This window comes from Micromonospora sp. NPDC050784 (genome assembly GCF_044456765.1).
GTDB lineage: Bacteria > Actinomycetota > Actinomycetes > Mycobacteriales > Micromonosporaceae > Micromonospora > Micromonospora foliorum.
The window spans coordinates 47,441-67,871 of record NZ_JBITGG010000010.1; the positions used below are offsets into that span (position 1 = coordinate 47,441).

At 72.5% G+C, this 20,431-nt stretch carries 19 protein-coding genes; 8 read left to right on the forward strand and 11 right to left on the reverse strand.

The features are described 5' to 3' along the window. Positions 1-25: 25 nt before the first annotated feature. The 3 genes from ACIBD9_RS15595 to ACIBD9_RS15605 all read left to right on the forward strand — a co-directional run bounded on the left by ACIBD9_RS15595 (position 26) and on the right by ACIBD9_RS15605 (position 2,416). Complete coding sequence (locus tag ACIBD9_RS15595; protein ID WP_396718105.1) at positions 26-607, forward strand: TetR family transcriptional regulator; 582 nt, start codon at positions 26-28, stop codon at positions 605-607. Between the two features lie 70 nt (positions 608-677). Next, positions 678-1,226 (forward strand): SigE family RNA polymerase sigma factor, encoded by a 549-nt coding sequence (locus ACIBD9_RS15600; RefSeq protein ID WP_396718106.1) that lies wholly within the window; start codon positions 678-680, stop codon positions 1,224-1,226. Next, positions 1,223-2,416, forward strand: coding sequence for a hypothetical protein (locus tag ACIBD9_RS15605; RefSeq protein WP_396718108.1), 1,194 nt, complete (start codon positions 1,223-1,225; stop codon positions 2,414-2,416). Before ACIBD9_RS15600 ends, ACIBD9_RS15605 begins: the two co-directional genes overlap by 4 nt. Before the next feature lie 50 nt (positions 2,417-2,466). Here ACIBD9_RS15605 and ACIBD9_RS15610 read toward each other — a convergent pair whose 3' ends face one another. The 7 genes from ACIBD9_RS15610 to ACIBD9_RS15640 form a co-directional block, all read right to left on the reverse strand. Then, positions 2,467-3,369, reverse strand: coding sequence for a sulfurtransferase (locus ACIBD9_RS15610; protein ID WP_238659438.1), 903 nt, complete (start codon positions 3,367-3,369; stop codon positions 2,467-2,469). Between the two features lie 92 nt (positions 3,370-3,461). Then, on the reverse strand, positions 3,462-4,841 hold the full coding sequence (locus tag ACIBD9_RS15615; RefSeq protein ID WP_396718109.1) for a hypothetical protein: 1,380 nt from the start codon (positions 4,839-4,841) through the stop codon (positions 3,462-3,464). Between the two features lie 128 nt (positions 4,842-4,969). Continuing rightward, the gene (locus ACIBD9_RS15620) at positions 4,970-5,416 is read right to left on the reverse strand and encodes a hypothetical protein (protein ID WP_396718112.1); all 447 of its coding nucleotides are present in this window, start codon (positions 5,414-5,416) and stop codon (positions 4,970-4,972) included. 2 nt (positions 5,417-5,418) lie between these two features. Next, positions 5,419-6,186: an SGNH/GDSL hydrolase family protein gene (locus ACIBD9_RS15625; RefSeq protein ID WP_396718114.1), complete on the reverse strand. Its 768-nt coding sequence runs from the start codon at positions 6,184-6,186 to the stop codon at positions 5,419-5,421. A 173-nt stretch (positions 6,187-6,359) separates the two neighbouring features. Then, on the reverse strand, positions 6,360-7,490 hold the full coding sequence (locus tag ACIBD9_RS15630) for a hypothetical protein (protein WP_396718116.1): 1,131 nt from the start codon (positions 7,488-7,490) through the stop codon (positions 6,360-6,362). Positions 7,491-7,716: 226 nt separating this feature from the next. Next, positions 7,717-8,904, reverse strand: coding sequence for a TolB family protein (locus ACIBD9_RS15635; protein WP_396718118.1), 1,188 nt, complete (start codon positions 8,902-8,904; stop codon positions 7,717-7,719). Continuing rightward, positions 8,901-9,431 (reverse strand): SigE family RNA polymerase sigma factor, encoded by a 531-nt coding sequence (locus tag ACIBD9_RS15640; RefSeq protein WP_238661470.1) that lies wholly within the window; start codon positions 9,429-9,431, stop codon positions 8,901-8,903. The genes ACIBD9_RS15635 and ACIBD9_RS15640 overlap by 4 nt, the downstream gene beginning before the upstream one ends. Before the next feature lie 142 nt (positions 9,432-9,573). Between ACIBD9_RS15640 and ACIBD9_RS15645 the strand changes: the two genes are divergently transcribed. Genes ACIBD9_RS15645 through ACIBD9_RS15660 form a run of 4 tightly spaced genes read left to right on the forward strand, consistent with a single transcriptional unit; the run spans position 9,574 to position 12,952 of the window. Next, positions 9,574-11,343, forward strand: a complete 1,770-nt coding sequence (locus tag ACIBD9_RS15645) for a proline--tRNA ligase (RefSeq protein WP_396718121.1) — start codon at positions 9,574-9,576, stop codon at positions 11,341-11,343. A 57-nt stretch (positions 11,344-11,400) separates the two neighbouring features. Further along, entirely contained in the window at positions 11,401-11,826 is a 426-nt protein-coding gene (locus ACIBD9_RS15650) for a CBS domain-containing protein (RefSeq protein WP_030487636.1), read from the forward strand. A gap of 35 nt (positions 11,827-11,861) precedes the next feature. After that, the gene (locus ACIBD9_RS15655) at positions 11,862-12,290 is read left to right on the forward strand and encodes a SufE family protein (protein ID WP_238661472.1); all 429 of its coding nucleotides are present in this window, start codon (positions 11,862-11,864) and stop codon (positions 12,288-12,290) included. Between the two features lie 20 nt (positions 12,291-12,310). Further along, positions 12,311-12,952, forward strand: a complete 642-nt coding sequence (locus ACIBD9_RS15660) for a DsbA family protein (protein WP_396718124.1) — start codon at positions 12,311-12,313, stop codon at positions 12,950-12,952. A gap of 73 nt (positions 12,953-13,025) precedes the next feature. On the opposite strand, the gene ACIBD9_RS15665 is transcribed toward ACIBD9_RS15660, so the two are convergent. The 4 genes from ACIBD9_RS15665 to ACIBD9_RS15680 all read right to left on the reverse strand — a co-directional run bounded on the left by ACIBD9_RS15665 (position 13,026) and on the right by ACIBD9_RS15680 (position 15,681). Next, on the reverse strand, positions 13,026-13,574 hold the full coding sequence (locus ACIBD9_RS15665; protein WP_396718441.1) for a YbaK/EbsC family protein: 549 nt from the start codon (positions 13,572-13,574) through the stop codon (positions 13,026-13,028). Between the two features lie 95 nt (positions 13,575-13,669). Further along, on the reverse strand, positions 13,670-13,864 hold the full coding sequence (locus ACIBD9_RS15670; protein ID WP_030331904.1) for a hypothetical protein: 195 nt from the start codon (positions 13,862-13,864) through the stop codon (positions 13,670-13,672). Between the two features lie 108 nt (positions 13,865-13,972). After that, a complete protein-coding gene (locus tag ACIBD9_RS15675) occupies positions 13,973-15,361 on the reverse strand; it encodes an MFS transporter (RefSeq protein WP_396718127.1) in 1,389 nt (462 codons plus the stop codon). A gap of 59 nt (positions 15,362-15,420) precedes the next feature. Then, on the reverse strand, positions 15,421-15,681 hold the full coding sequence (locus ACIBD9_RS15680; protein ID WP_396718129.1) for a hypothetical protein: 261 nt from the start codon (positions 15,679-15,681) through the stop codon (positions 15,421-15,423). A 206-nt stretch (positions 15,682-15,887) separates the two neighbouring features. On the opposite strand from ACIBD9_RS15680, the gene ACIBD9_RS15685 reads away from it, so the two are divergent. Then, positions 15,888-20,360 (forward strand): HAD-IC family P-type ATPase, encoded by a 4,473-nt coding sequence (locus ACIBD9_RS15685; RefSeq protein ID WP_396718444.1) that lies wholly within the window; start codon positions 15,888-15,890, stop codon positions 20,358-20,360. Positions 20,361-20,431 lie beyond the last annotated feature (71 nt).

A 20,431-nucleotide genomic window follows, 5' to 3' on the forward strand; every position in this document is an offset into this window, starting at 1 on the left:
CAGTTGTTGGCATACGGTCGTTGGCATGACCCCGTCCGCCCAGACGACCCAGCCCCGCCGCTCCGACGCCACCCGGGCGGCGATCCTGCGGGCGGCCCGGGAACGGTTCGCGGCGGACGGCTACGAGCGCGCCACCATCCGGGCCATCGCCGCCGACGCCCAGATCGACCCGTCGATGGTCATGCGCTACTACGGCAGCAAGGAAGGGCTCTTCGCGGCGGCGGCAGAGTTCGACCTACGCCTGCCCGACCTGACCTCGGTGCCGCCCGCTCGACTCGGTGAGGTGCTGGTCCGGCACTTCCTGGCCCGCTGGGAGGGTGACGAGACCCTGGTGGCGCTGCTGCGGGCCGCCAGCACCAATCCCGGCGCGGCCGAACGCATGCGCGGCATCTTCGCCGACCAGCTCACCGCCGCCGTGGCCACGTTCGGCGGCGATCCGGCGGTGACCGCCCGACGAGCCGGCCTGGTGGCCAGTCAGGTCCTCGGCCTCGCCTTCACCCGGTACATCGTCCGCCTGCCGCCCATGGTGGACACCACGCCGGAGGAGTTGGTCTCCTGGGTCGCGCCGACCCTCCAGCGCTATCTGACCGGAACGCCACCGAGCTGACCCAACCTTTTGCCACCTCCCGTGCGTCTGCCAGGTGACGCGTACACCGCGACGGCCGGGAGGGGGGCGGATGGCGCCGACGAGGGACGACGGACGCGACGGCTACCTCACCTTCGTGGAGAACCACCAGCACCGGCTGCTCCGCGCGGCCTACCTGATCTGCGGCAACCGGCACCAGGCCGAAGACCTCCTCCAGGACGCACTGCTGAAGCTGGCGCTGCGCTGGTCCTCGGTCCGCGACGGCGACCCCGCCGCGTACGTGCGGGCCATCCTCTACCGGGACTCGGTGTCGTGGTGGCGTCGCCGACGGCGGGAATGGCTCAGCGCCGCACCGCCGGATCAGGTGGCCCACGACCGGGACGGCGCGCTACGGCTGACGATGCACGACGCGCTGGGCCTCCTGCCACCACGGCAGCGGGCCGTACTGGTGTTGCGCTACTACGAGGACCTGACCGAGGTCGCCACCGCCGAGGCGCTCGGGGTGACCGTCGGCACCGTGAAGAGCCAGTGTCACGCCGCGCTGCGCCGACTCCGCGAGGTCGCCCCGGACCTCGCCCGCGATGCCCGACCGCGCCGAGGCTCGGCCGATCTGGCCGGCGGCCTGGAGGTGAACCCGTGAACGAGCAGGAACTGCGCCGACTGCTGACCGTCAGCGTCGAGGACGTGCTGCCCAGCCAGCCGGCCGCCGCAGGGTGGGAGCGGGCTCGGCGGACCCGGCGTACCCGGCGGGCCGTCGGAGTGGTCGCCCTGGCCGTGGTGCTGGTCGGTGGCGGCACGGTGGCGGCGCTGCGACCGCCCGCCGATCCGGCGCCGGTCCCTCCGGTCGGCCCCACGGTGACCCCGACCGTCGACCCCACCCACGCGGGTCCGGTGCAGAAACCGCCCGCCGAGCTGACCTACCCGCCCGATCCGTTGGCCCGGCTCGGTGACCCGGCGACCGTGCCGCTCTCCGAACGACCGGTCCAGCGGGCACTGGCGCTGTTCCAGCCGGTGGACGAGGAGTATCACGCGGACGGCCCGGTCCGGGTGCTCGGCAACGACGGCGTGGTGCGCAGCCTCGACGTGGTGACGTTGGCACCGAGCCGGGACGCGAGCGGCAACGAGGCGCCCGCCCTGAAGCCGGGGGTGCTGTCGCCGGACGGCCGGTCGGCCGCGTTCGCGCAGACCAAAGAGCTGATCATGATCGACCTCACCACGGCGGCCGTCCGCCGGATACCGCTCGACGGCTACCTGGAGCTGGTGGTGTGGGCGCACGACCGGGTGCTGGTCGGGGGCGACGACCGGACGTACGCGGTGGACCGGACCACCGGGGCGGCCAGCACGATCGACGTGTCGACCTGGGAGTTGATCGCGCCCGACCCGGCCGCCGGCCGCGAGGCCCCGTTGGTCGACGTGTACGGCGAGAGGACCAGCCTGAAGCTCCGCAGCAGGACCGCCCGGGAGGGTGAACTCCGCTCCGAACAGCCGGTCACCGGCTCGGCGCTGCCGTCGCCCTACCAGGTCAACGAGTTCTACGGCCGGGGCTGGCTGCACGGCGAGCGACTGGCCCGGGCAGCCTGGATCACCAGCAACGAGATCGACGGTGCCGAGGGGGCAGCCGTGCTGGACGCGCGGACCGGCGCCGTGCTCCACGTGCTCGACCTGGGCCGGGAGCGCGCCAAGGGCTGCTGCGAGGTCCTGGGCTGGGACAACAAGGGTGCGGTGCTACTCCGACTGGAACCGGCCGCCCTGGCGCGCTGGCACCCGGAGACCGGCGAGATCACCGGTATCGTCCGCGACCTGCGCGGCGTGATCGCACTCGCGGGCTGAGACACCGTCCCCGCGCGACGTTCACTGTCACGCGGGGACGGTCGTGCCGGTCAGGCGGCCAGGCCGCCGGGCTGGTCGCCCTTGACGACTGGTGCCCGGACCAGGTTGCCCCACTCGGTCCACGAGCCGTCGTAGTTGCGCACCTGCGGGTAGCCCAGCAGGTGCCGCAGCACGAACCAGGTGTGGCTGGACCGCTCGCCGATCCGGCAGTACGCGATCACGTCGTCGTCGGGGCTCAGCCCGAGCTGGTCGGCGTAGATCGCCTTCAGCTCGTCGGCGGACTTGAACGTGCCGTCCTCGTTGGCGGCGGACTTCCACGGCTTGCTGACCGCGCCCGGGATGTGCCCGCCGCGCAGCGCACCCTCCTGCGGGTAGTTCGGCATGTGCAGCGTCTCGCCCGTGTACTCACTTGGCGACCGGACGTCGACAAGTGGCCGGCCCGAGGCGACGTGCGCCATGACCTGCTCACGGAAGGCCCGCAGCGGCGCGTCGTCACGGAGCGGCACCGGGTAGTCGGCGCGCGGACGAGCCGGCTTGTCGCGGGTCAGCTCGCGTCCCTCGGCGATCCACTTCTGCCGGCCGCCGTCGAGCAGCCGCACATCGGCGTGGCCGAAGAGCGAGAAGACCCAGAGGGCGTACGCCGCCCACCAGTTGAAGTTGTCGCCGTAGAAGACGACCGTGTCGCCCCGGCCGATGCCCTTCGCGGCACACAGCTCGGCGAAGCTCTTCGCGTCCAGGTAGTCCCGGGTCACCTGATCGTTCAGCTCCAGGTGCCAGTCGACCTTGACGGCGCCGGGAATGTGACCGGATTCGTAGAGCAGCACGTCCTCGTCGGACTCGACGACGACGAGACCCTCGTCGCCCAGATGCTCGGCCAGCCACTCGGTGGTGACAAGCCGCTGCGGGTCGGCGTACGACTGGAGGCGGGGATCGGGATCGTTCGGCACAGACATGATCCCCAAGGTACGCCGGATCGCCCTCGACGACCGCTGTAACGGGACCGGCCCACCACCCGCACGGGATGGTGGGCCGGCCGGCCGGCGCTCTACTGGTCGCCGGCCTGCGCCAAGTTGCTCGGCGGCTGGTTGCCGACGAAGAAGATGAAGGACGCCGAAGTCGACTGGATGCCGTTCCGGTCGATGCTCCAGACGGAGAGCATGGTCAGACCGGCCTTGGTCGGCGTCCAGGTCACCGACGCGGTGCCGTCGGCCGCCGCGGCCACGGTGCTGGTCGCCGTGTTGAAGCTGTAGCGGTAGCTGACCACGTCGGGCTGGCGTGGGGTGAAGGTGAAGACACCGGGCACGCCCGGCCCCCCGCTGGTGCCACCCTGCCGGTAGACCGTCGCGGTGATCTTCGGGGTGGTGGACAGCACGAAGGTGCTCGTCGTGGTGGCGGTCACACCGTCGGCGGTCACACTGGTCACGGAGAGCGTCCGGTTGCCGCCCCGGGTCGCGGTGACGGTCAGCGCGGCGGTGCCGTCGGCCGCCGCCTCCACCGTCTGCTCGGGGTCGCCGTCCAGCTGGAACCGGTAGCGGACCACCCCTGCCATCTGCGGCTGCACGGTGAACGTGGTCGGCACGCCGATCTCGGTGAGTCTGCCGGTGACGATCGGCGCGACGTCGCTGGCCCGGAACTCGTACCGCGCCTCGGGCGACCTGTTCCCGGCCGCGTCCAGGCTCCACACCACGAGGGTTCTGGGTCCCGCCGTCGGGCGGAGCGTGACCGTGGCCGATCCGCCGGGTTGGTCCGCCGGCACCGTGTGGACACCATCGCCGCCGAGCAGCTCGTACCGGAAGCCGACCGCGTCCGGGGTCGCCGCCGCGTCGAAGGTGAACTGACCCGGCAGCGCCGGGTGCCAGCCCTCGACGGGGAAGTCGGTTGAGGTGACGACCGGCGCGACCTCCGGACCCTGGAAGTCGGTCCGGAGGTAGCAGAGGCCACTCCACTCGCCGGTCGCCTGGCTGTCCGTCGCCCGGACCTGCCACGCGTACACCCGGTCGTGGGTGAGCGTTTCCCGTTCGAAGAGGGCGCTCTCCCGATCGCCCTCCCGGCCGTTGAATCCGAACCGCTCGACGCGAGCCGCCGGCTCGTCCACCGGCCAGAGCGCGAAGGTCGCGGTCAACCGGTCGGTGCCACCGTTCACGTCGACGTCCGGGTCGTGCAGGATGGCGGAGAGCACCAGGTCGTCGTTCTGCCACAACTGGTACGGCTCGGCCGTCGTACACGGCTCGCCGGAGGTTTGCAGCTCGGTCGGCACACCCGGCGGCTGGTTGTCGCCGACGGAGAGCGCGTACCGGACGTCGTTCGCTGCGGCCGGCGCGGCCGTGAGCGTGAGCGTCCCGGCGGCGACCGCCACGGAGAGCCCCGTGGCCAGCAGTGCCCGGACCGGTCTTGCGGATGTCGTCGTGCCAGGTATGAGGGTCATCCCTCATCCACCTTTCCCCGATGTCCCCGCCTTCCGATCAGCGGGGGCAGCGGATGCTATCGAGGACGGCGGACATCGGGCGACCCCGATTCGATCGACCAATCCACAGTGGAGGCGGATCGACCTGTTCAGGCGCGGCGGTGGACGATCCGACCGGCGACCACGGTCACCAGGCAGGTGCCGTCGACGCCGTGCACCGCGAGGTCGGCCCGCCCGTCCGCGCGCAGCGTCGGCGCCACGGCGGTGGGCAGCACCAGCAGGTCGCTCCGCTCGGCGGCGGCGCGCAGCGCCGGGTCGGCCAGGTGTTCGGCCAGCACCGCCGTCACCCCGGTACGCAGCAGCGCGTGCACCCGCTCGCGCGGGGTCGGCGCGGGCGGCAGCGGTCGGTCGTGCAGCAGACCCGGCCCCAGCGTGCCGGGCCAGCGGCGAACCCGGGCACCGGCGTACGCGGAACTCAGCTCGACCAGCGGACCGACGGCCTCGACCCGGTCGCCACTGACCAGCACGGCGTGCTCCGGCACCGGCTCGCCGTCCCGGTCGCGGCGCAGCAGTGCCGCGGTGTGCAGGGTGAGCACGCTCAGTCGACGAGCGGGCCGAGTTGCGGGCGCTTCGCCGTCACCGTGTCGCCGGACGACCGACCGGTCAGCCGCCGCTTCACCCAGGGGGCGAGGTGCTGGCCGGCCCACCGCAGGTCGGCGGCGCGGGCGGCCAGCCACGGCGAGGGCGCCGGGTGCGGCGGGACCATCAACCACTCCTCGTCGCAACCAACCCCGAGGGCGTTCAACACCTGCCCGGCGACCCGGCGGTGGCCGGCCGGGGAGAGGTGCAAACGGTCGGTGCTCCAGAGCATCGGGTTGAGGAACGTGTCGTCGGCGTACAGGTCGACCATAATGGCGCCGTGCCGCTCGGCGGTCTCACCGACCGCCTGGTTGAGCAACTGCACCCGGGGGGCGACGAGGCGTTGGCCGGGCAGTCGGGCCATCACGTCCGCGAACCGGAAGAGGAGCACGTCCGCGCCGCCCGAGCGCAGTTGCCGGACCACCTCGTCGAAGCGGGCGACAAGCGTGTCCGGGTCGAAGGTGCGACGCAGCACGTCGTTACCGCCGGCCGCGAAGCTGATCAGATCCGGCTTCATCGCCACGGCGGAGGGCACCTGCTCGGCGACCACGCTGGGGAAGAGCCGGCCCCGGATGGCCAGGTTGGCGTACCGGAAGTCGGGCCCCGCGTCGGCGGCGAGCCGGGTCGCCACCAGGTCCGCCCAGCCCCGGTAGGTGCCGTCCGGGTACGCGTCGTCCATACCCTCGGTGAAGCTGTCCCCGACCGCGACAAAACTGCGCCAGCGCACCCGCGCCTCCCTCACGCCACCCGTTGCCTGCGGCGACCAGTCTGTCACCGCAGGAACGCGCGGTACCGCCCCGAATCCACGACGTGTCGGAGGTCATGGCGCACACGACGGGCGGGACCGGCCACCCCCGTGAGTGGCCGGTCCCTCGTACCCGGTGACGCTGCACCGCTGGCTCAGCCCAGCAGGCCGCCCCACGGCTGGCCGGCGGGTACCGACGCGGTGGCCAGCACCCGGCCGTTGGCCGCATACCGGACCAACCGGTAGGCCGGCGCGCCGTCGGCCGGGGTCGCCGCGTTGACCTGCACCACCAGACCGCCGTCGGCCAGGACGACCCCGTCGATGGCTTGGCCGTGCCCGGTCGGCTGCTTCCACGCCGGGTCCAACGGCGCCAACTCGGTGACGGCCCCGCTGGCGGCGTCGAGCCGGTAGTTGCGGAACCGCTCGCTGCACCCACATCCACCGGGGCTGAGCGTGTGGGCGCTGATCACCAGCGTCCGGCCGTTGCCGGAGATCGCAGCCACCCCACCGATGGCGAGGCCGGCGGGGATGCGCGGGGTGATCGAGCGGGTGCTGCCACGCTCGTTGCGGATGCTCAGCGCCCGATTGGTGAACTGGGCGATCCATCCACCGGACGCCGTCGGGCACTTCGCCTGGTGGGTGGCGAGCACCTTCCGGCCCGTCCCATCGGCGTTGATCGCGATGACAGTCCAATCCTCCACCCGGCCCAGGCCGTACAGCACCCGCCCGGAGTCGAGCCAGCTCGGCTCGCAGGTCAGCTGGCCCTGGGTCGGGATGACGTGCCGCTTCGTGCCGTCGAACCCGCTGATCACCAGGCGACGGGCGGACCCTTCCACCCAGGCCGCCCGTCGGCCGTCCGGCGAGACGGCGAGCGGGCCGCCGAGCGTGCCGTTCTCGGGACGGCCCGAACGCACCACCTGCCACGTCCCAGCAGGGGTACGCCGCCAGATCCGGGCTGGGTCGTTCTGCTTCTGGCCGTGCTCCTCTTCGGTGTACCAGGTGAGCTGCGGCCACTGCGTCGAGCCCACGGCCGGGCGGGCCGGCGCAACAGCCGGCGCCGCCGGAGCCGCATCCGGCACGGAGCCGCCCGTGCCGGCGGCCGAGGTGTCGCCGGCTGCGGGAGTGGCGGTGGCGGTTTCGGCCGGAGCGGGCGCGGCCTTCGGGTCGGCGGTGCCGCAGGCAGCGGCACCGAACGTCAGGAGCAGCAGGGCGGCCGTACCGGCGAGCGCGCCGGAACGGCGGGCCGAGGCGGAACGGGTGGTGTGGGTGAACGGGCCGAGGTTCATCGTATTCATCCTTTGTGGAGGCTTACCGTGCCTGACACCACCCAAGACGAGCCCCTGGCCGTGGCGAGTTGCCGCCGCAGAGCGCAACTACCGGACAGTCGGATCCGCTCACACCGGCAACCTTTTCCGCAGCTCACCGACGGTGATCAACACCGGCCCGCCAGCGGTACGCAGACGCAGGAAGGGCGGGCCACCCGAGGGTGGCCCGCCCATCTCGCGCTGATCGTCAGTCGACGACGGCCAGGATCTGCATATCCTTCAGACTCACCGGCTCGGCGGTCTCAGAGATCTTCTTCCCGTCCTCGTCGACCAACAGCACCGCGTACCCGTTGCCGGCCTTGACCCGCACGACCATCGACCCGTCCGACTGGAAGTAGACCTGCTGCACGGCGCGCCCGCCCACTGGCAAGGTGACCTGCTTGCCACTGCGGGTGTCCAGTACCGCGTTGACCCGCAGTTCACGAGCGATGTCGCCGGACTCCTCGCCGGGCTTCCTCCGCAGCAGAGCGATCCGAGAGCCGTCCGAGGACAGGCTGGCGATGTCGTGGGTGAGCCAACTGTTCATGGAGAAGCCGGGAACAACCCGCTTCTTCGTGCCGTCAGTGGCATAGAGGGTGACCCCGATGTCGACGGCTACGGCGATGGTTCGACCGTCCGCCGACCAGAGGGCGTGGCAGCCATCGACTTGACCGGGCCACCAGGTGACGGTCCGCTTGTCGCTGCGGGTGTCCAGCACCCCGCGCCGAACGGGCCCACCTGTCGCCGGGGCGGCCTCCACGAACAGCAGGTGCCGCCCATCCGGCGACCAGACCGGGGAACAGCTGCTCGCCACGTCCGAGCGCATCTCCTGCCTGTCGGAGCCGTCGGCGTCGGCGACGACGAGGGTGCTTTCGTTGCTGTCGTCACTCTCCACCCAGGCCACTCGGCGCCCGTCCGGCGAGATGCTCGCGTTGCTCGCTGCCGGGCCTGCGGGCAGAGCCAGCAGTCGCACCGGACTGTCGCCAGGTCGCCAGGACCGCAGGTTCGCCGTCTCCGCCTCGACAACCGTGGCGGGGCCGTAGAAGAGCTTGCCGAACTGCACGGACGGGGTGTTGCTGCCCGTCCCGCCGCTGGGCGGGGTGCCGGCCGGGTCGCCGGCGCTGGTGGAGGGCGTCGGGGTGGGCGACGAACTCGGCGACGGCGACGCGGTGACCGACGGGGTGTCGGCGGGCAGCGGGTTCGGGGACTGGTCCGGTCGGATGGCGAAGGCGGTGCCCGCCGCCGCGGCGATCAGCACCAGCGCGGCGGCCGACGTGGCCACCGCCCGTTGGATACCGAGCCGGCGGGACGTACGCAGCGTGCGGTCCCGCAGGTCGACCGAGGTGACCTCGTCGGCCAGGGCGGTCAGGTCGAGCCGGAGGCGCTGGTCGTTCATCGGGTGCTCCCTTCCAGGACGTACAGCTCGGCGAGTTCGGGCGCGACGGCGCGCAGCCTGGCCAGTGACTTGGCCGTCTGGCTCTTCACGGTGCCGACCGTGACGCCGAGCAGGTCCGCCGCCTCCGCCTCGGTGCGGTCCTCGAAGAACCGCAGCACCAGCACGGCCCGTTGCTTCGGGGAGAGCTTCGCCAGTGCCGCCCGTAGGGTGAGCCGCAGACTGGTCTGGTGGGCGTGGTCCGGGGCCGAGTCGCCTCCGCGTGGCTCGGGCAGGTCGCCCGGCATCGACTCGGGTACCCGGCGCCGTCGCCACCAGGACACCTGTAGGTGGTACATGATCTTGCGGGTGTACGCCTCGGCGTTGCCGCTGTGGTGCAGGCGGTTCCAGGAGCGGTGGGTCCGGGCCAGGGCCGACTGGACGAGGTCCTCGGCCAGGTGCTGGTCGCCGGTGAGCAGGTAGGCCGAGCGCAGCAGCGCTGGCGTGCGGGTACGAACGAACGAGTCGAACTCACTCAGCAGAGGGTCCACACGGGCCGATCCTTGGGGTCAGGGTGCGGTGGGCTTGGTGTCATTGCAGACGTCGGCAACGGTGCCGATGGTTGCCGGCGGCGGTTGCCGCGCGGATCGAAATGGATCGCTCATCCTGTCGCACCGGTCGTAGGCTGCTCGGATGCTGCTACGCATGTCGACCCTGTTGCTGCGGACCCTGCGCGAGGATCCGGCCGACGCGGAGGTGCCGAGCCACCGGCTGCTGCTGCGCGCCGGCTACATCCGTCGTGCCGCACCGGGCGGCTACACCTGGCTGCCGCTGGGCAAGCTGGTGCTGGATCGGATCACCGAGGTGGTGCGGGGCGAACTGCTCGCGATCGGTGACCAGGAGGTGCACTTCCCGGCGCTGCTGCCCGCCGAGCCGTACCGGACGAGCGGCCGGTGGACGGAGTACGGCGACGACATCTTCACCCTCGCCGACCGGCGCGGCGCCGAGCACCTGTTGGCGCCCACTCACGAGGAGATGGCGGCGCTGCTGGTCAAGGACCTGTTCACCTCGTACCGGGACTTCCCGGTGACGCTGTTCCAGGTGCAGACGAAGTTCCGCGACGAGGCGCGCCCGCGTGCCGGGTTGCTGCGCGGCCGGGAGTTCCTGATGAAGGACGCGTACTCCTTCGACCTGGACGAGGCGGGGCTGCGGGACGCGTACGGGCGGCATCGCGCCGCGTACCGGCGGATCTTCGACCGGTTGGGGTTGGACTACACGGTGGTGCAGGCGATGTCCGGCGCGATGGGGGGTTCCGCGTCGGAGGAGTTCCTGGCGGCGACGCCGGTCGGCGAGGACACCTTCGTGGGCTGCACCTCCTGCGACTACGCGGCCAACACCGAGGCGGTGGCCACCCGTGCGCCCAGCGCGGTTGACCCGAGCACGCGGCCGGCCGTCGAGGTGCACGACACTCCGGAGACCCCGACGATCGCGAGCCTGGTGGAGTTGGCCAACGCGCGCCGGTTGGGCGGTCGGGACGACTGGACCGAGGCCGACACCCTGAAGAACGTCGTCTTGTCCGTTCGTCAGCCGGGCGCAGACCGGGCCGAGCCCTTGGTCGTCGGTCTGCCCGGTGACCGGGAGGTCGACCTGAAGCGGGTCGCTGCCGCACTGCACCCCGCGCAGGTGTCCGTCTTCGAGGAGTGGGCCGAGCATCCGGAGTTGGTTCGCGGCTACCTCGGGCCGCAACTGCTCGACAAGTTGGGCATCCGTTACCTGGTCGATCCTCGGGTGGTGGCCGGGTCGGCCTGGCTGACCGGGGCGAACGAGCCGGGCCGACACGCGACCGACGTGGTGTGCGGCCGGGACTTCACTCCCGACGGCACCATCGAGGCGTCCGACGTCCGCGCCGGTGACCCGTGTCCGGACTGCGAGGCGGGCGAGCTGACCATTCGGCGGGGCATCGAGATCGGCCACATCTTCCAGCTCGGCCGCCGATTCACCGACGCCTTCGCGGTCGACGTGCTCGGGCCAGCCGGCAAGCCGATCCGGCCGACCATGGGCTGCTACGGGATCGGGGTTTCCCGGGCGGTGGCGGCGGTCGCCGAGCAGCACCACGACGACCGGGGGTTGGTCTGGCCGGCGGCGGTCGCGCCGTGTGACGTACACCTGGTGGTCGCGGGCAAGGGCCCGCAGCTCGATGCGGCGCTGGAGCTCGGCGGACGCCTCGCCGCCGCCGGCCTGCGGGTGCTGGTCGACGACCGCACGCACGTCTCGGCCGGGGTCAAGTTCACCGACGCCGAGCTGATCGGCATCCCCCGGGCCGTCGTGGTCGGCCGCCGGCTCTCCGACGGGTACGTCGAACTGCGCGAGCGGGCCGGTGACGGGCGCACCGAGCTGCCGTTGGACGGTCTGGTGGATCGACTCGTCCACGAGGTGGCCGAGGAACGTGCGAGCCTGGTGTAGCTGCGGCGTCACGGGGTAGTGCAGTCGGATCGGGTGGATACGTCTTCGGAGGCTCTCATGACCGGTTACCGGGTCAGTGACGTGATGACCAAGCAGGTCGTTTACCTGCCGGCCGAGACCACCCTGGACGAGGCGGCCAGGGTGATGAAGGAGGCCGACATCGGTGATGTGGTGGTCACCGACGGCGCCAGCCTCGCCGGCATGCTCACCGACCGCGACATCGTGGTGCGGGCCGTGGCGGAGAACAGCTCCCCTGCGGCCACCACCATCGGCTCGATCGTGACCCGTGAGGTCGTCATGATCGAACAGCACTGCACGGCAGGTGAGGCGGCGGCGCTCATGCGGGATCGGGGCATCCGACGCGTGCTGGTCTGTGACAGTGATCGCAAGCTGGTGGGGATCGTCTCCCTCGGTGACCTGGCAATGCAGCTCGACCCCACCAGCGCGCTCAGCGAGATCAGCGAGCAGTCGCCCACGGTGTGACCGAGGCTCTCCCACGACGGCGGTAGCCTCGACGCATGGCTGACATGCCGGCCCGACTGGCCGAGATCGTCGACGAGTTCGCCGCCGCGCCGCGCGACCTGGTGTTGGAGATGCTCCTGGAGTACGCGGACGTCATCCCGGCGCTGCCGGAGGGCGCCGCGGAGCGCGAGGGCATGGAGCAGGTGCCCGAGTGTCAGACGGCGTTCTTCCTGCGCGCCCGGGTGACGCCGGAGGGCACCGTGGAGACGCTCTTCGACTGCCCACCGGAGGCGCCCACCACCCGGGCGTTCGCTGGGATCCTCGCCGAAGGGCTGGCGGGGGCGAGCGCCGAGCAGGTGCTGGCCGTGCCGGACGACCTCTACCAGCGGATGGGGCTGGCGCAGGCGATCAGCCCACTGCGGATCCGCGGGGGGACGGCGATCCTGGGCCGGCTCAAGCGGCAGATCCGGGAACAACTCGCCTGACCACGAGGTTGCCACCGATCATGGAGATCGAGATCTACGCGGACGTCATCTGCCCGTGGTGCTACATCGGCAAGCGCCGCCTGGATGAGGCCCTCGCCAGCTACGAGGGCGAGGTGACGGTCCGCTACCGACCGTTCCAGCTCGACCCGTCGCCGGTGCCGCAGCCCCTTCCACTGGTGGAGGCGCTGGCCGGCAAGTTCGGCGGCCCGGAGCGCGCCCGACAGATGGTCGACCACGTGACCCAGGTCGCGGCGGCGGACGGGCTGCGGCTCGACTACGACCGCGCGGTGATCGCCAACACCTTCGAGGCGCACCGGCTGGTCTCCTGGGCGACCGACCAGGGCAGGGCGGCCGACATGGTGGAGGCGCTCTACCAGGCGCACTTCAACCACGGGGTCGACGTCGGGTCGCGAGAGGCGCTGGCCTCCCTGGCCGGCGAGATCGGCCTGGACGCGGCCGACGCGCGCAGGTTCCTCGACTCCGACGAGCGCGTCGCCGACGTCGCCGCCGACCTGGCCGCCGCCCGGGATCTGGGCATCACCAGCGTGCCGACCTTCGTGCTGGCCGGAAAGTACGCGGTCTCCGGCGCGCAGGAGGTGCAGACGTTGCTCGCCGCGCTGGCCGAGGTCGAGCAGCGCGAGTCCGCCGCCCACTCACACTGAGTGACCAATGACCGGTAGCGGGCATCGATGATCACGATGTTTCACGTGCAACGACATCGATGCCGATGGCTGGTCAGGCCGGCCTGGCCAGCCCTTCCACCACCTGCGCTCCCGGCAGCGCGCCCAACGCCGGCCCCGGCAGCGCGATCTTGCTGCGCCGTACGCCGGACCCGATGATCACGTGCGGTGTGGCGATGACCCGCGCGTCGACCAGGATCGGCCACTGCGCCGGCAAGCCGATCGGGGTGATGCCGCCGTACTCCATGCCGGTCAACTCGACCGCGTCGGCCATCGGAGCGAAGCTCGCCTTGCGGACGTCCAGCGCCCGGCGAGCCACCCCGTTCACGTCGGCCCGCGTCGTGGCCAGGACGATGCAGGCCGCGTAGCGGACCACGCCCTCGCGTTTGCCCGCCACCACGACGCAGTTGGCCGACACGTCCAGCCCCACCTCGTACGCGGCGCAGAAGGCCGCCGTGTCGGCGAGGTCGGCGTCGATCGGCGCGACCAGCACGTCGTTGACGTCCACCGGCGCCTCGACCGGCCACTGCGCGATGGCCTCCGCGACCGGCGGGGCGAGCAGATCCAGGCGGGCGCGGGCCGGTTCGGTCTTCAGCGTTCCCATCACGGGTGCGATCCTCGCATCCGCGGCGCTGAACCGCCCGGCGGCTCCCCGGCCGCCCGGCGACGCCACCGGCCCGGGCCGGATCGATCCGGCGCTCAACTGCCGGCGAGGAAAGCGTTGTCGCGCATGAAGGAGCGGTCGCGGGCAGCCGCCAACTCCTCCTCGCGCTGGGCCTTGGCCCGTTGCAGCTCCAGATCCTCGAACGCGTGCCGGACACCCAGCCGGATCACGCCGTAGAGGAAGACGAAGCCGAAGACGTAGAGGATCACCGTGGTGACGACAGCGAACATGGCGTCACGGTAAGACGAACGTGAACCGTTGTTGCTCTCATTTCCGCCCGGTTCCCCCGTACGTGTCGGCCAGGTGGTCGGCCCACGGGAGGCGGCCGAATCCACGGATCACCCGGCCGGCCGCACGCCCCCGCCCACCACGACCCGGCCGGCCAGCAGCGCCCCGAGCAGCGCCAACCCCGCGGTCACCACCAGCGTCGTCGTGTAGCTGGCCGGGCCTGGCGCACTTCCCGCCGCCAACACGGCCCCGGTCAGCGCGAGCACGGTCGCCGCGAAGAGAGAGTCGCTCAGTTGCAGTGACGAGCTGTTGCGGCCCTGCTCACCAGGCGCGGACAACTCCAGGGTGAGCACCGACAACGACGGATAGAGCAGCCCCATGCCCAGACCCGCGACCGCCCAGCCGAGCACGGCGACGGCCACCGGCAGCTCGGGCCGGACGGCCAGCGCGACCGTCGCGGTGCCGACGGTGATGCAGATCGGCCCGGCGCGCGGCAGGCTGGCGCGCGACGCCGGCACCGGGATCCGGCCCTGCAACCAGGAACCCGCCGACCACGCCAGCGCGCCGACGGTGAGAACCAGCCCGGCCGCGGTCGGCGAGAGACCCCGTTCCCGGGAGAGCATCAACGGGATGACCACCTCGGCACCGACGAACGCCGCCGACGCCAGGCCACGCAGCCCCACGACGGTGGGCAACCCTCGCGCGGCCCGGAGAAACCCGGCCGGCAGCAGGCGCGGCGCACAGACCAACAGGCCGACCACGGCGAACGCCACCAGCACCAGGGCGGTGGCGCCGCGCTGCTGTCCCCCGATGTGCAGCAGTGCGGCACTCACCGCGGCCCCGCAAGCCCAACCGATCCGCGCGGCCGCACCCGCCGGCGGGCTCGTTGCCGCACTCTGGGCCAGCGACCGCAGGCCGGGATGGATCAGCAGCACCGCCGGCACGGCCACCGCCGGCACCGCCAGGAACACCCACCGCCAGTGCACGTGCTGCACGATCAGGCCGGCGACCGCCGGCCCGACCAGCGACGGTACGACCCACGCCGCCGCGAACGCCGCGAAGATCCGCCGGTGCAGTTCCTGCGGGTACGCGTGCCCGACGATCACGTAGAGCGCCACCGAGAGCAGCCCGGAACCGAAACCCTGCACGACCCGCCCGACGACCAGGGCGCTCATCACGGGGGCGGTCCCGGCGATCAGCAACCCGACCACGAACCACCCAACGCCGTGCCACATCGGCCCCCGTGGACCCCGGGCGTCGCACCAGATGCCCGAGACCACCATGGCCAGCACACCGGTGGCGAACGGGCCACCGAACGCGATTCCGTACAGCGCCAACCCGTCCAGGCTGCGCGCGACGGTCGGCATCGCCGTACCGACCGCCAACGCCTCGAACGCGAGGAGTGAGATCAACGCGACGCTGCCCACCGTCATCGCGCGCAGCCGGGGTGCGAAGAGTCCGGGTGCGGCGGGTGCGGCGGTGACAACTGTGCTCGGCATCGACCGAGCATGCGACCTCAACCCTGATTCAGGTCAACCGTCAGGTGAGCCGGCTCTCATCAGGCGTCCTGCAGCGCCTGTCCGACACCGCGCACCAGTCCGGAAAAATGTTGGTCTGCCAGCAGGTGACCAGCGGTGATCACCACGGCGATCGGCCACTCGATGACCTGTAGCGCGGCGAGCACCCCCAGCCCGGCGTAGTAGGCGACCTTGTCCGGGGGCGGCACCGCCACCTCACCCAGCATCGGCAGTTGAACCCGCCGGCTGTACATCTTGACGTTCTCCCGTGAACCGTTGAGATGTCGCGTCAGCGTGCTCATGCCGGCCTCCCCATGTCCGGTGATGGTCGTCGGTTTCCACGGCCCACCCCGTCCATGCGCCAGCGACGGCGGAAAATTCCGCCGCTCACGGGGCATAACGGATGGCAGGTCGGGAAGCCAGGCCGCCGGACGTGAGTGCGGTGGGAGGACGACATGGCCAAGGTCAGGACCAGCGGCAACAGGGGCCCGTCCAGCCGTACGCCTCGATGACGGCGGCGGGTCGCGCTGCCGGCCGCATCCTGCCGTCCTTCGGCGTACCGCACCTGATCGGCGAGGCGTCCCGGACGGTCAGCTCGGCCGCGACCCGGCTGGCCCGGACGGCCGGGCTGACGCGGCGTCGGGTCTGGTCCCGGCCGGGCCGCCACCACATCGAGGTGCACGGTGTCTGCCAGGACGGCGGAAACCGGCTGGCCCGTCAGGTGGAGGGCGCGCTGGAGCGGATGCCCGGGGTTGCCTGGGCCCGGGTCAACGCACCCTCCGGCCGGGTGGTGGTCGCCGTCCAGACCCCCGAGCCGACGATGCGCGACCTGATCGCCACGATCGAACGGGTCGAGCGGACCTGTGACCACGAACCCGACCCGGAGATCCCACCGCCGCACCCACCGGAGGAAGGGCCGCGCACCCCGCGCACCCTCGGCGCACTCGCCTCGGACGCGCTGGGTCTGACGCTCTCGGCGGCCACCCGGATCCTCCCGTTCGCGCCGCTGCCCGGCGAGGTGGCCGGCCTGCTCTCCGCAGTGGATCTTCAGCCGAAGGTGCACGAGTTCATCGGCAAGCGGCTGCGCTCCGACCCGCGCGCCGACCTCCTCTTTCCACTGGCCGAGGCCGTGGTGCAGGGCCTGACCGGCCGCTGGACGGGGATCGTCCTGGACGGTGCGCAGCGGGTGGTGCAGTGGGGCGAGGCGCGGGCCCAACTCTCCGCCTGGGAGCGGGCCGAGCCACGACTGACCGGCGACGCCGAACGCGCCACCGCCCGCTGGCCGGTGATCGACCGCCCACGGCCGAAGCCGGACGGCCCGGTCGAGCGGTACGTCAACCGCATGCTCGCCGCGGGCACGGCCGCCGGCGCGGCGGCGGCGCCGTTCGCCGGGCCGAAGCGGGCCATCGCGCTGGGCCTGTCCGCGCTACCCAAGGCGCCCGGCAGTGGCCGCGAGGGGTACGCGGCTCAGCTCGGCCGGATGCTGGCCCGACGCGGCGTGATCGCCATGGACCGGAGTGTGCTGCGGGAACTGGACCGGATCGACACGCTCGTGCTCGACGCCGCGGTGCTCGGCTCGGACCGGGGCGTACTGGCCGATTTGGCGCCGGCGTCCGACGCGGACGTCGACCAGGTGGCCGAGCGGGCCTTCGCGTTGTTCGACCCGGACGACCCGGCCGCTTCCCGTGCGGCGGACGGCTGGCGGCTCGCGCCGCTGGACCGGATGCCCGCGAGCGATCCGGACGACATCCCGGACGCGGCCCGGCTGCGCTCCGCCGGAGGCCAACTCCTCGGCCTCGCCCACGGCGACCGGCTCGCCGCCCTGTTGCGGGTCGAACCGGAACCGGCGCCGGGCGTCGACGGCCTGCCCGCCGCCGCCCGACACGCCGGCCTACGGCTGGTCGTCGCCGGAGGTGACGAGCAGCGGTACGGCTTCGCCGACGCGATGCTGCCCGGCGGGGACCAGTTGGCCGAGTCGGTACGCACGTTGCAGCGCGACGGCGCGGTGGTGATGCTGGTTTCCGCGGACCGGAAGGCGCTCGGCGCGTCCGACTGCGGTCTCGGGTTCGCCGCGCCGGAGGAGCTGCCGCCGTGGGGCGCGCACCTGCTGGTCGGCGCCGACCTGCGGGTGGTGACGCTGGTGATCGAGGCGACCGGGGTGGCCCGGCGCACGGCTCAGCAGAACATCCGGCTGGCCATGGCCGGCACCGGTCTCGGGGCGCTGGGGGCGTTCACGGCCCCGCCGCCCCAACTGCCACACCGGGCGCTGGTGGCGGTCAACGGCGCGGCCGGGTTGGCCTTCGCCAACGGGGTCTGGCAGGCCCGCCGGTTGCACGACCAGTCGGACACCCCGGCGCCGGTGGCAACCGCCTGGCACCTCATGCCCGTCGGTACCGTGCTCGACCACCTACGCTCCACCCCGGACGGGCTGGCCAGCGCCGAAGCGCAGCGCCGACGCCACGGCTCCGGTGACAACGGCGGCGCCGCACCTGGAGGTGGTGGACTGCTGCGCGCCTTCGTGGACGAGTTGTCCAACCCGCTCACTCCGGTGCTGGTCGCCGGGGCGGTGCTCTCCGCGTCGTTCGGCTCGCTTGTCGACGCCGCGCTGGTGGGCAGCGTGGTCGGTGGGTCCGCCCTGATCGGGGCGGTGCACGAGCGCAACACGGAGCGGTCGCTGGCGGCGCTGCTGTCGCGGTCGGCAGTGACCGCACGGGTCCGTCGGGACGGCGCCGAGCAGCTTCTCGCCGCCGAAGACCTGGTCCTCGGGGACGTCATCACCCTCGAACCGGGCGACTCGGTGCCCGCCGACTGCCGGGTGCTCGAGTCGGTGGGCCTGGAGGCCGACGAGTCGTCGCTGACCGGCGAGTCGCTGCCGGTCGCCAAGTCCAACCGACCGGTGGTCGCCGCCGCCATCGCCGACCGCCACTCGATGCTCTACGACGGCACCACCGTCGCCGCCGGGCACGGCACCGCCGTGGTGGTGGCGACCGGCAACGACACCGAAGCCGGGCGCAGCCTGGCGTTGGTACGGCAGGCACCCCCGACCAGTGGGGTGGAGGCTCGGCTCGGCTCGTTGACCAGCGCCGCCATCCCGGTGGCGGCCGGTTCCGCGGTGGCGGTGGCCGGCGCGGGTCTGCTTCGGGGCGTACCCCTGGCCGAAACGGCGGCGACCGCCGCGAACCTCGCCGTGGCGTCGGTGCCGGAAGGGCTGCCGTTCCTGGTCAGTGCGGCGCAGCTGGCCGCCGCCCGGCGGCTGGCCGAGCACGGCGCGTTGGTGCGTAACCCGCGCACCATCGAGGCGCTGGGCCGGGTGGACGTGCTCTGCTTCGACAAGACCGGCACCCTCACCGAGGGCAAGCTGCTGCTCGCCGGGGTCGGCGACGGCGTCGGTGACCGGTACGCGCCGGTGGACCGGTTGGACGACCGACTCCGGATGACGCTGGCCGCGGCGCTGCGGGCCACCCCCGCCGCGAAGAATCCGGAGGAGTTGGCGTTGCAGACCGACCGGGCGGTCCGGCGGGGTGCCGGTGAGGCCGGGGTGGTGGAGCAGACCGGTGCGGCCGGGTGGCGGGCCGCCGGGGGGCTGCCGTTCGAGCCGTCCCGCGGCTACCACGCGAGCATCGGGCAGACCGATGGTCAGCTGTTGTTGAGCGTCAAGGGCGCGCCGGAAACGGTGCTGCCGCGCTGTTCGTCCCGGCGCACCGACGGTCGTCAGGAGCCGCTGGACGACGCCGGCCGTGCCGAGCTGGAGCGGATGCTCGCCGATCGGGCCGGGGCCGGAAACCGGATCCTGGCCGTCGCGGAGTGCCCGGTGAACGACCCGAAGGTGACGGACGGGGACGTTCGAGGGCTGACCTTCGTGGGTTTCCTGGCCCTCGCCGACGGTGTCCGGGAGAGCGCCGCCCCGGCGGTACGCCGGATCCGGCAGGCCGGTGTGCACACCATCATGATCACCGGTGATCACCCGGCCACCGCCGAGGCGATCGCCGCCACCATCAGCGAGCACGACGAGCAGCGGGTGGTCACCGCCGGCGAACTCGACCAACTGGACGACGACGCGCTCGCCGAGCGGTTGGCCAACACCGACGTGGTGGCCCGCTGCACTCCGGCCCACAAGGTGCGGATCATCCAGGCGTTGCAGAAGTGCGGCCGGACCGTGGCGATGACCGGCGACGGTGCCAACGACGCGCCGGCGATCCGGCTGGCCGACGTCGGCATCGCCCTCGGCCAACGGGGCACCCCGGCCGCCCGCGCGGCAGCCGACCTGGTGGTCACCGACGACCGGCTGGAAACCATCATCGCGACCCTGATCGAAGGACGGGCGATGTGGTCGTCGGTGCGGCACGCGCTCAGCATCCTGGTTGGCGGCAACCTCGGCGAGATCGCGTTCAGTGTGCTCACCGCCGCGGCGACCGGCCGCTCCGCGCTCACCGGACGACAACTGCTGCTGGTCAACCTGCTCACCGACCTCGCACCGGCGCTCGCCATCGCGGTCCGGCCACCCGCGTCGGACCGCACCGACGCGCTGCTCCGGGAGGGCCCCGACACAGCGCTCGGTGAGAGCCTCACCAGGGAGATCGGGCTGCGGGCGGCAGCCACCACGCTGGGCGCGACCGCGGGCTGGACGTTGGCCCGCTACACCGGACGCCGTCAGCGGGCCGGCACCGTCGCCCTGGTCTCCCTGGTCGGCACCCAACTCGGGCAGACCATCCTGGCCGGCGGCACCAGCCCGGCCGTGCTGGCCTCCACGGCGGCGTCCCTGGGCGTGCTGGTCGTGGTGGTGCAGACGCCGGGGGTGAGCCAGTTCTTCGGCTGCACCCCGCTCGGGCCGGTGGGCTGGACCATCGGGGCCGGGTCGGCGCTCGGCGCGACCTTCGCCAACGGCGCGCTCACGAAGCTGGTGGAACGTCTCCCGGCAGCCCGCCCCAACCGGACCGGATCCGGTGCCGGGCCTGCGGCGGACGGTGGTTCCGCCGACTGACCGGCGGCGCGCGGTGCCGGGTGGAAGCCGATTTCTCGGTGCTGGTGGTCCGCGCCCCACCAGCACCGAGG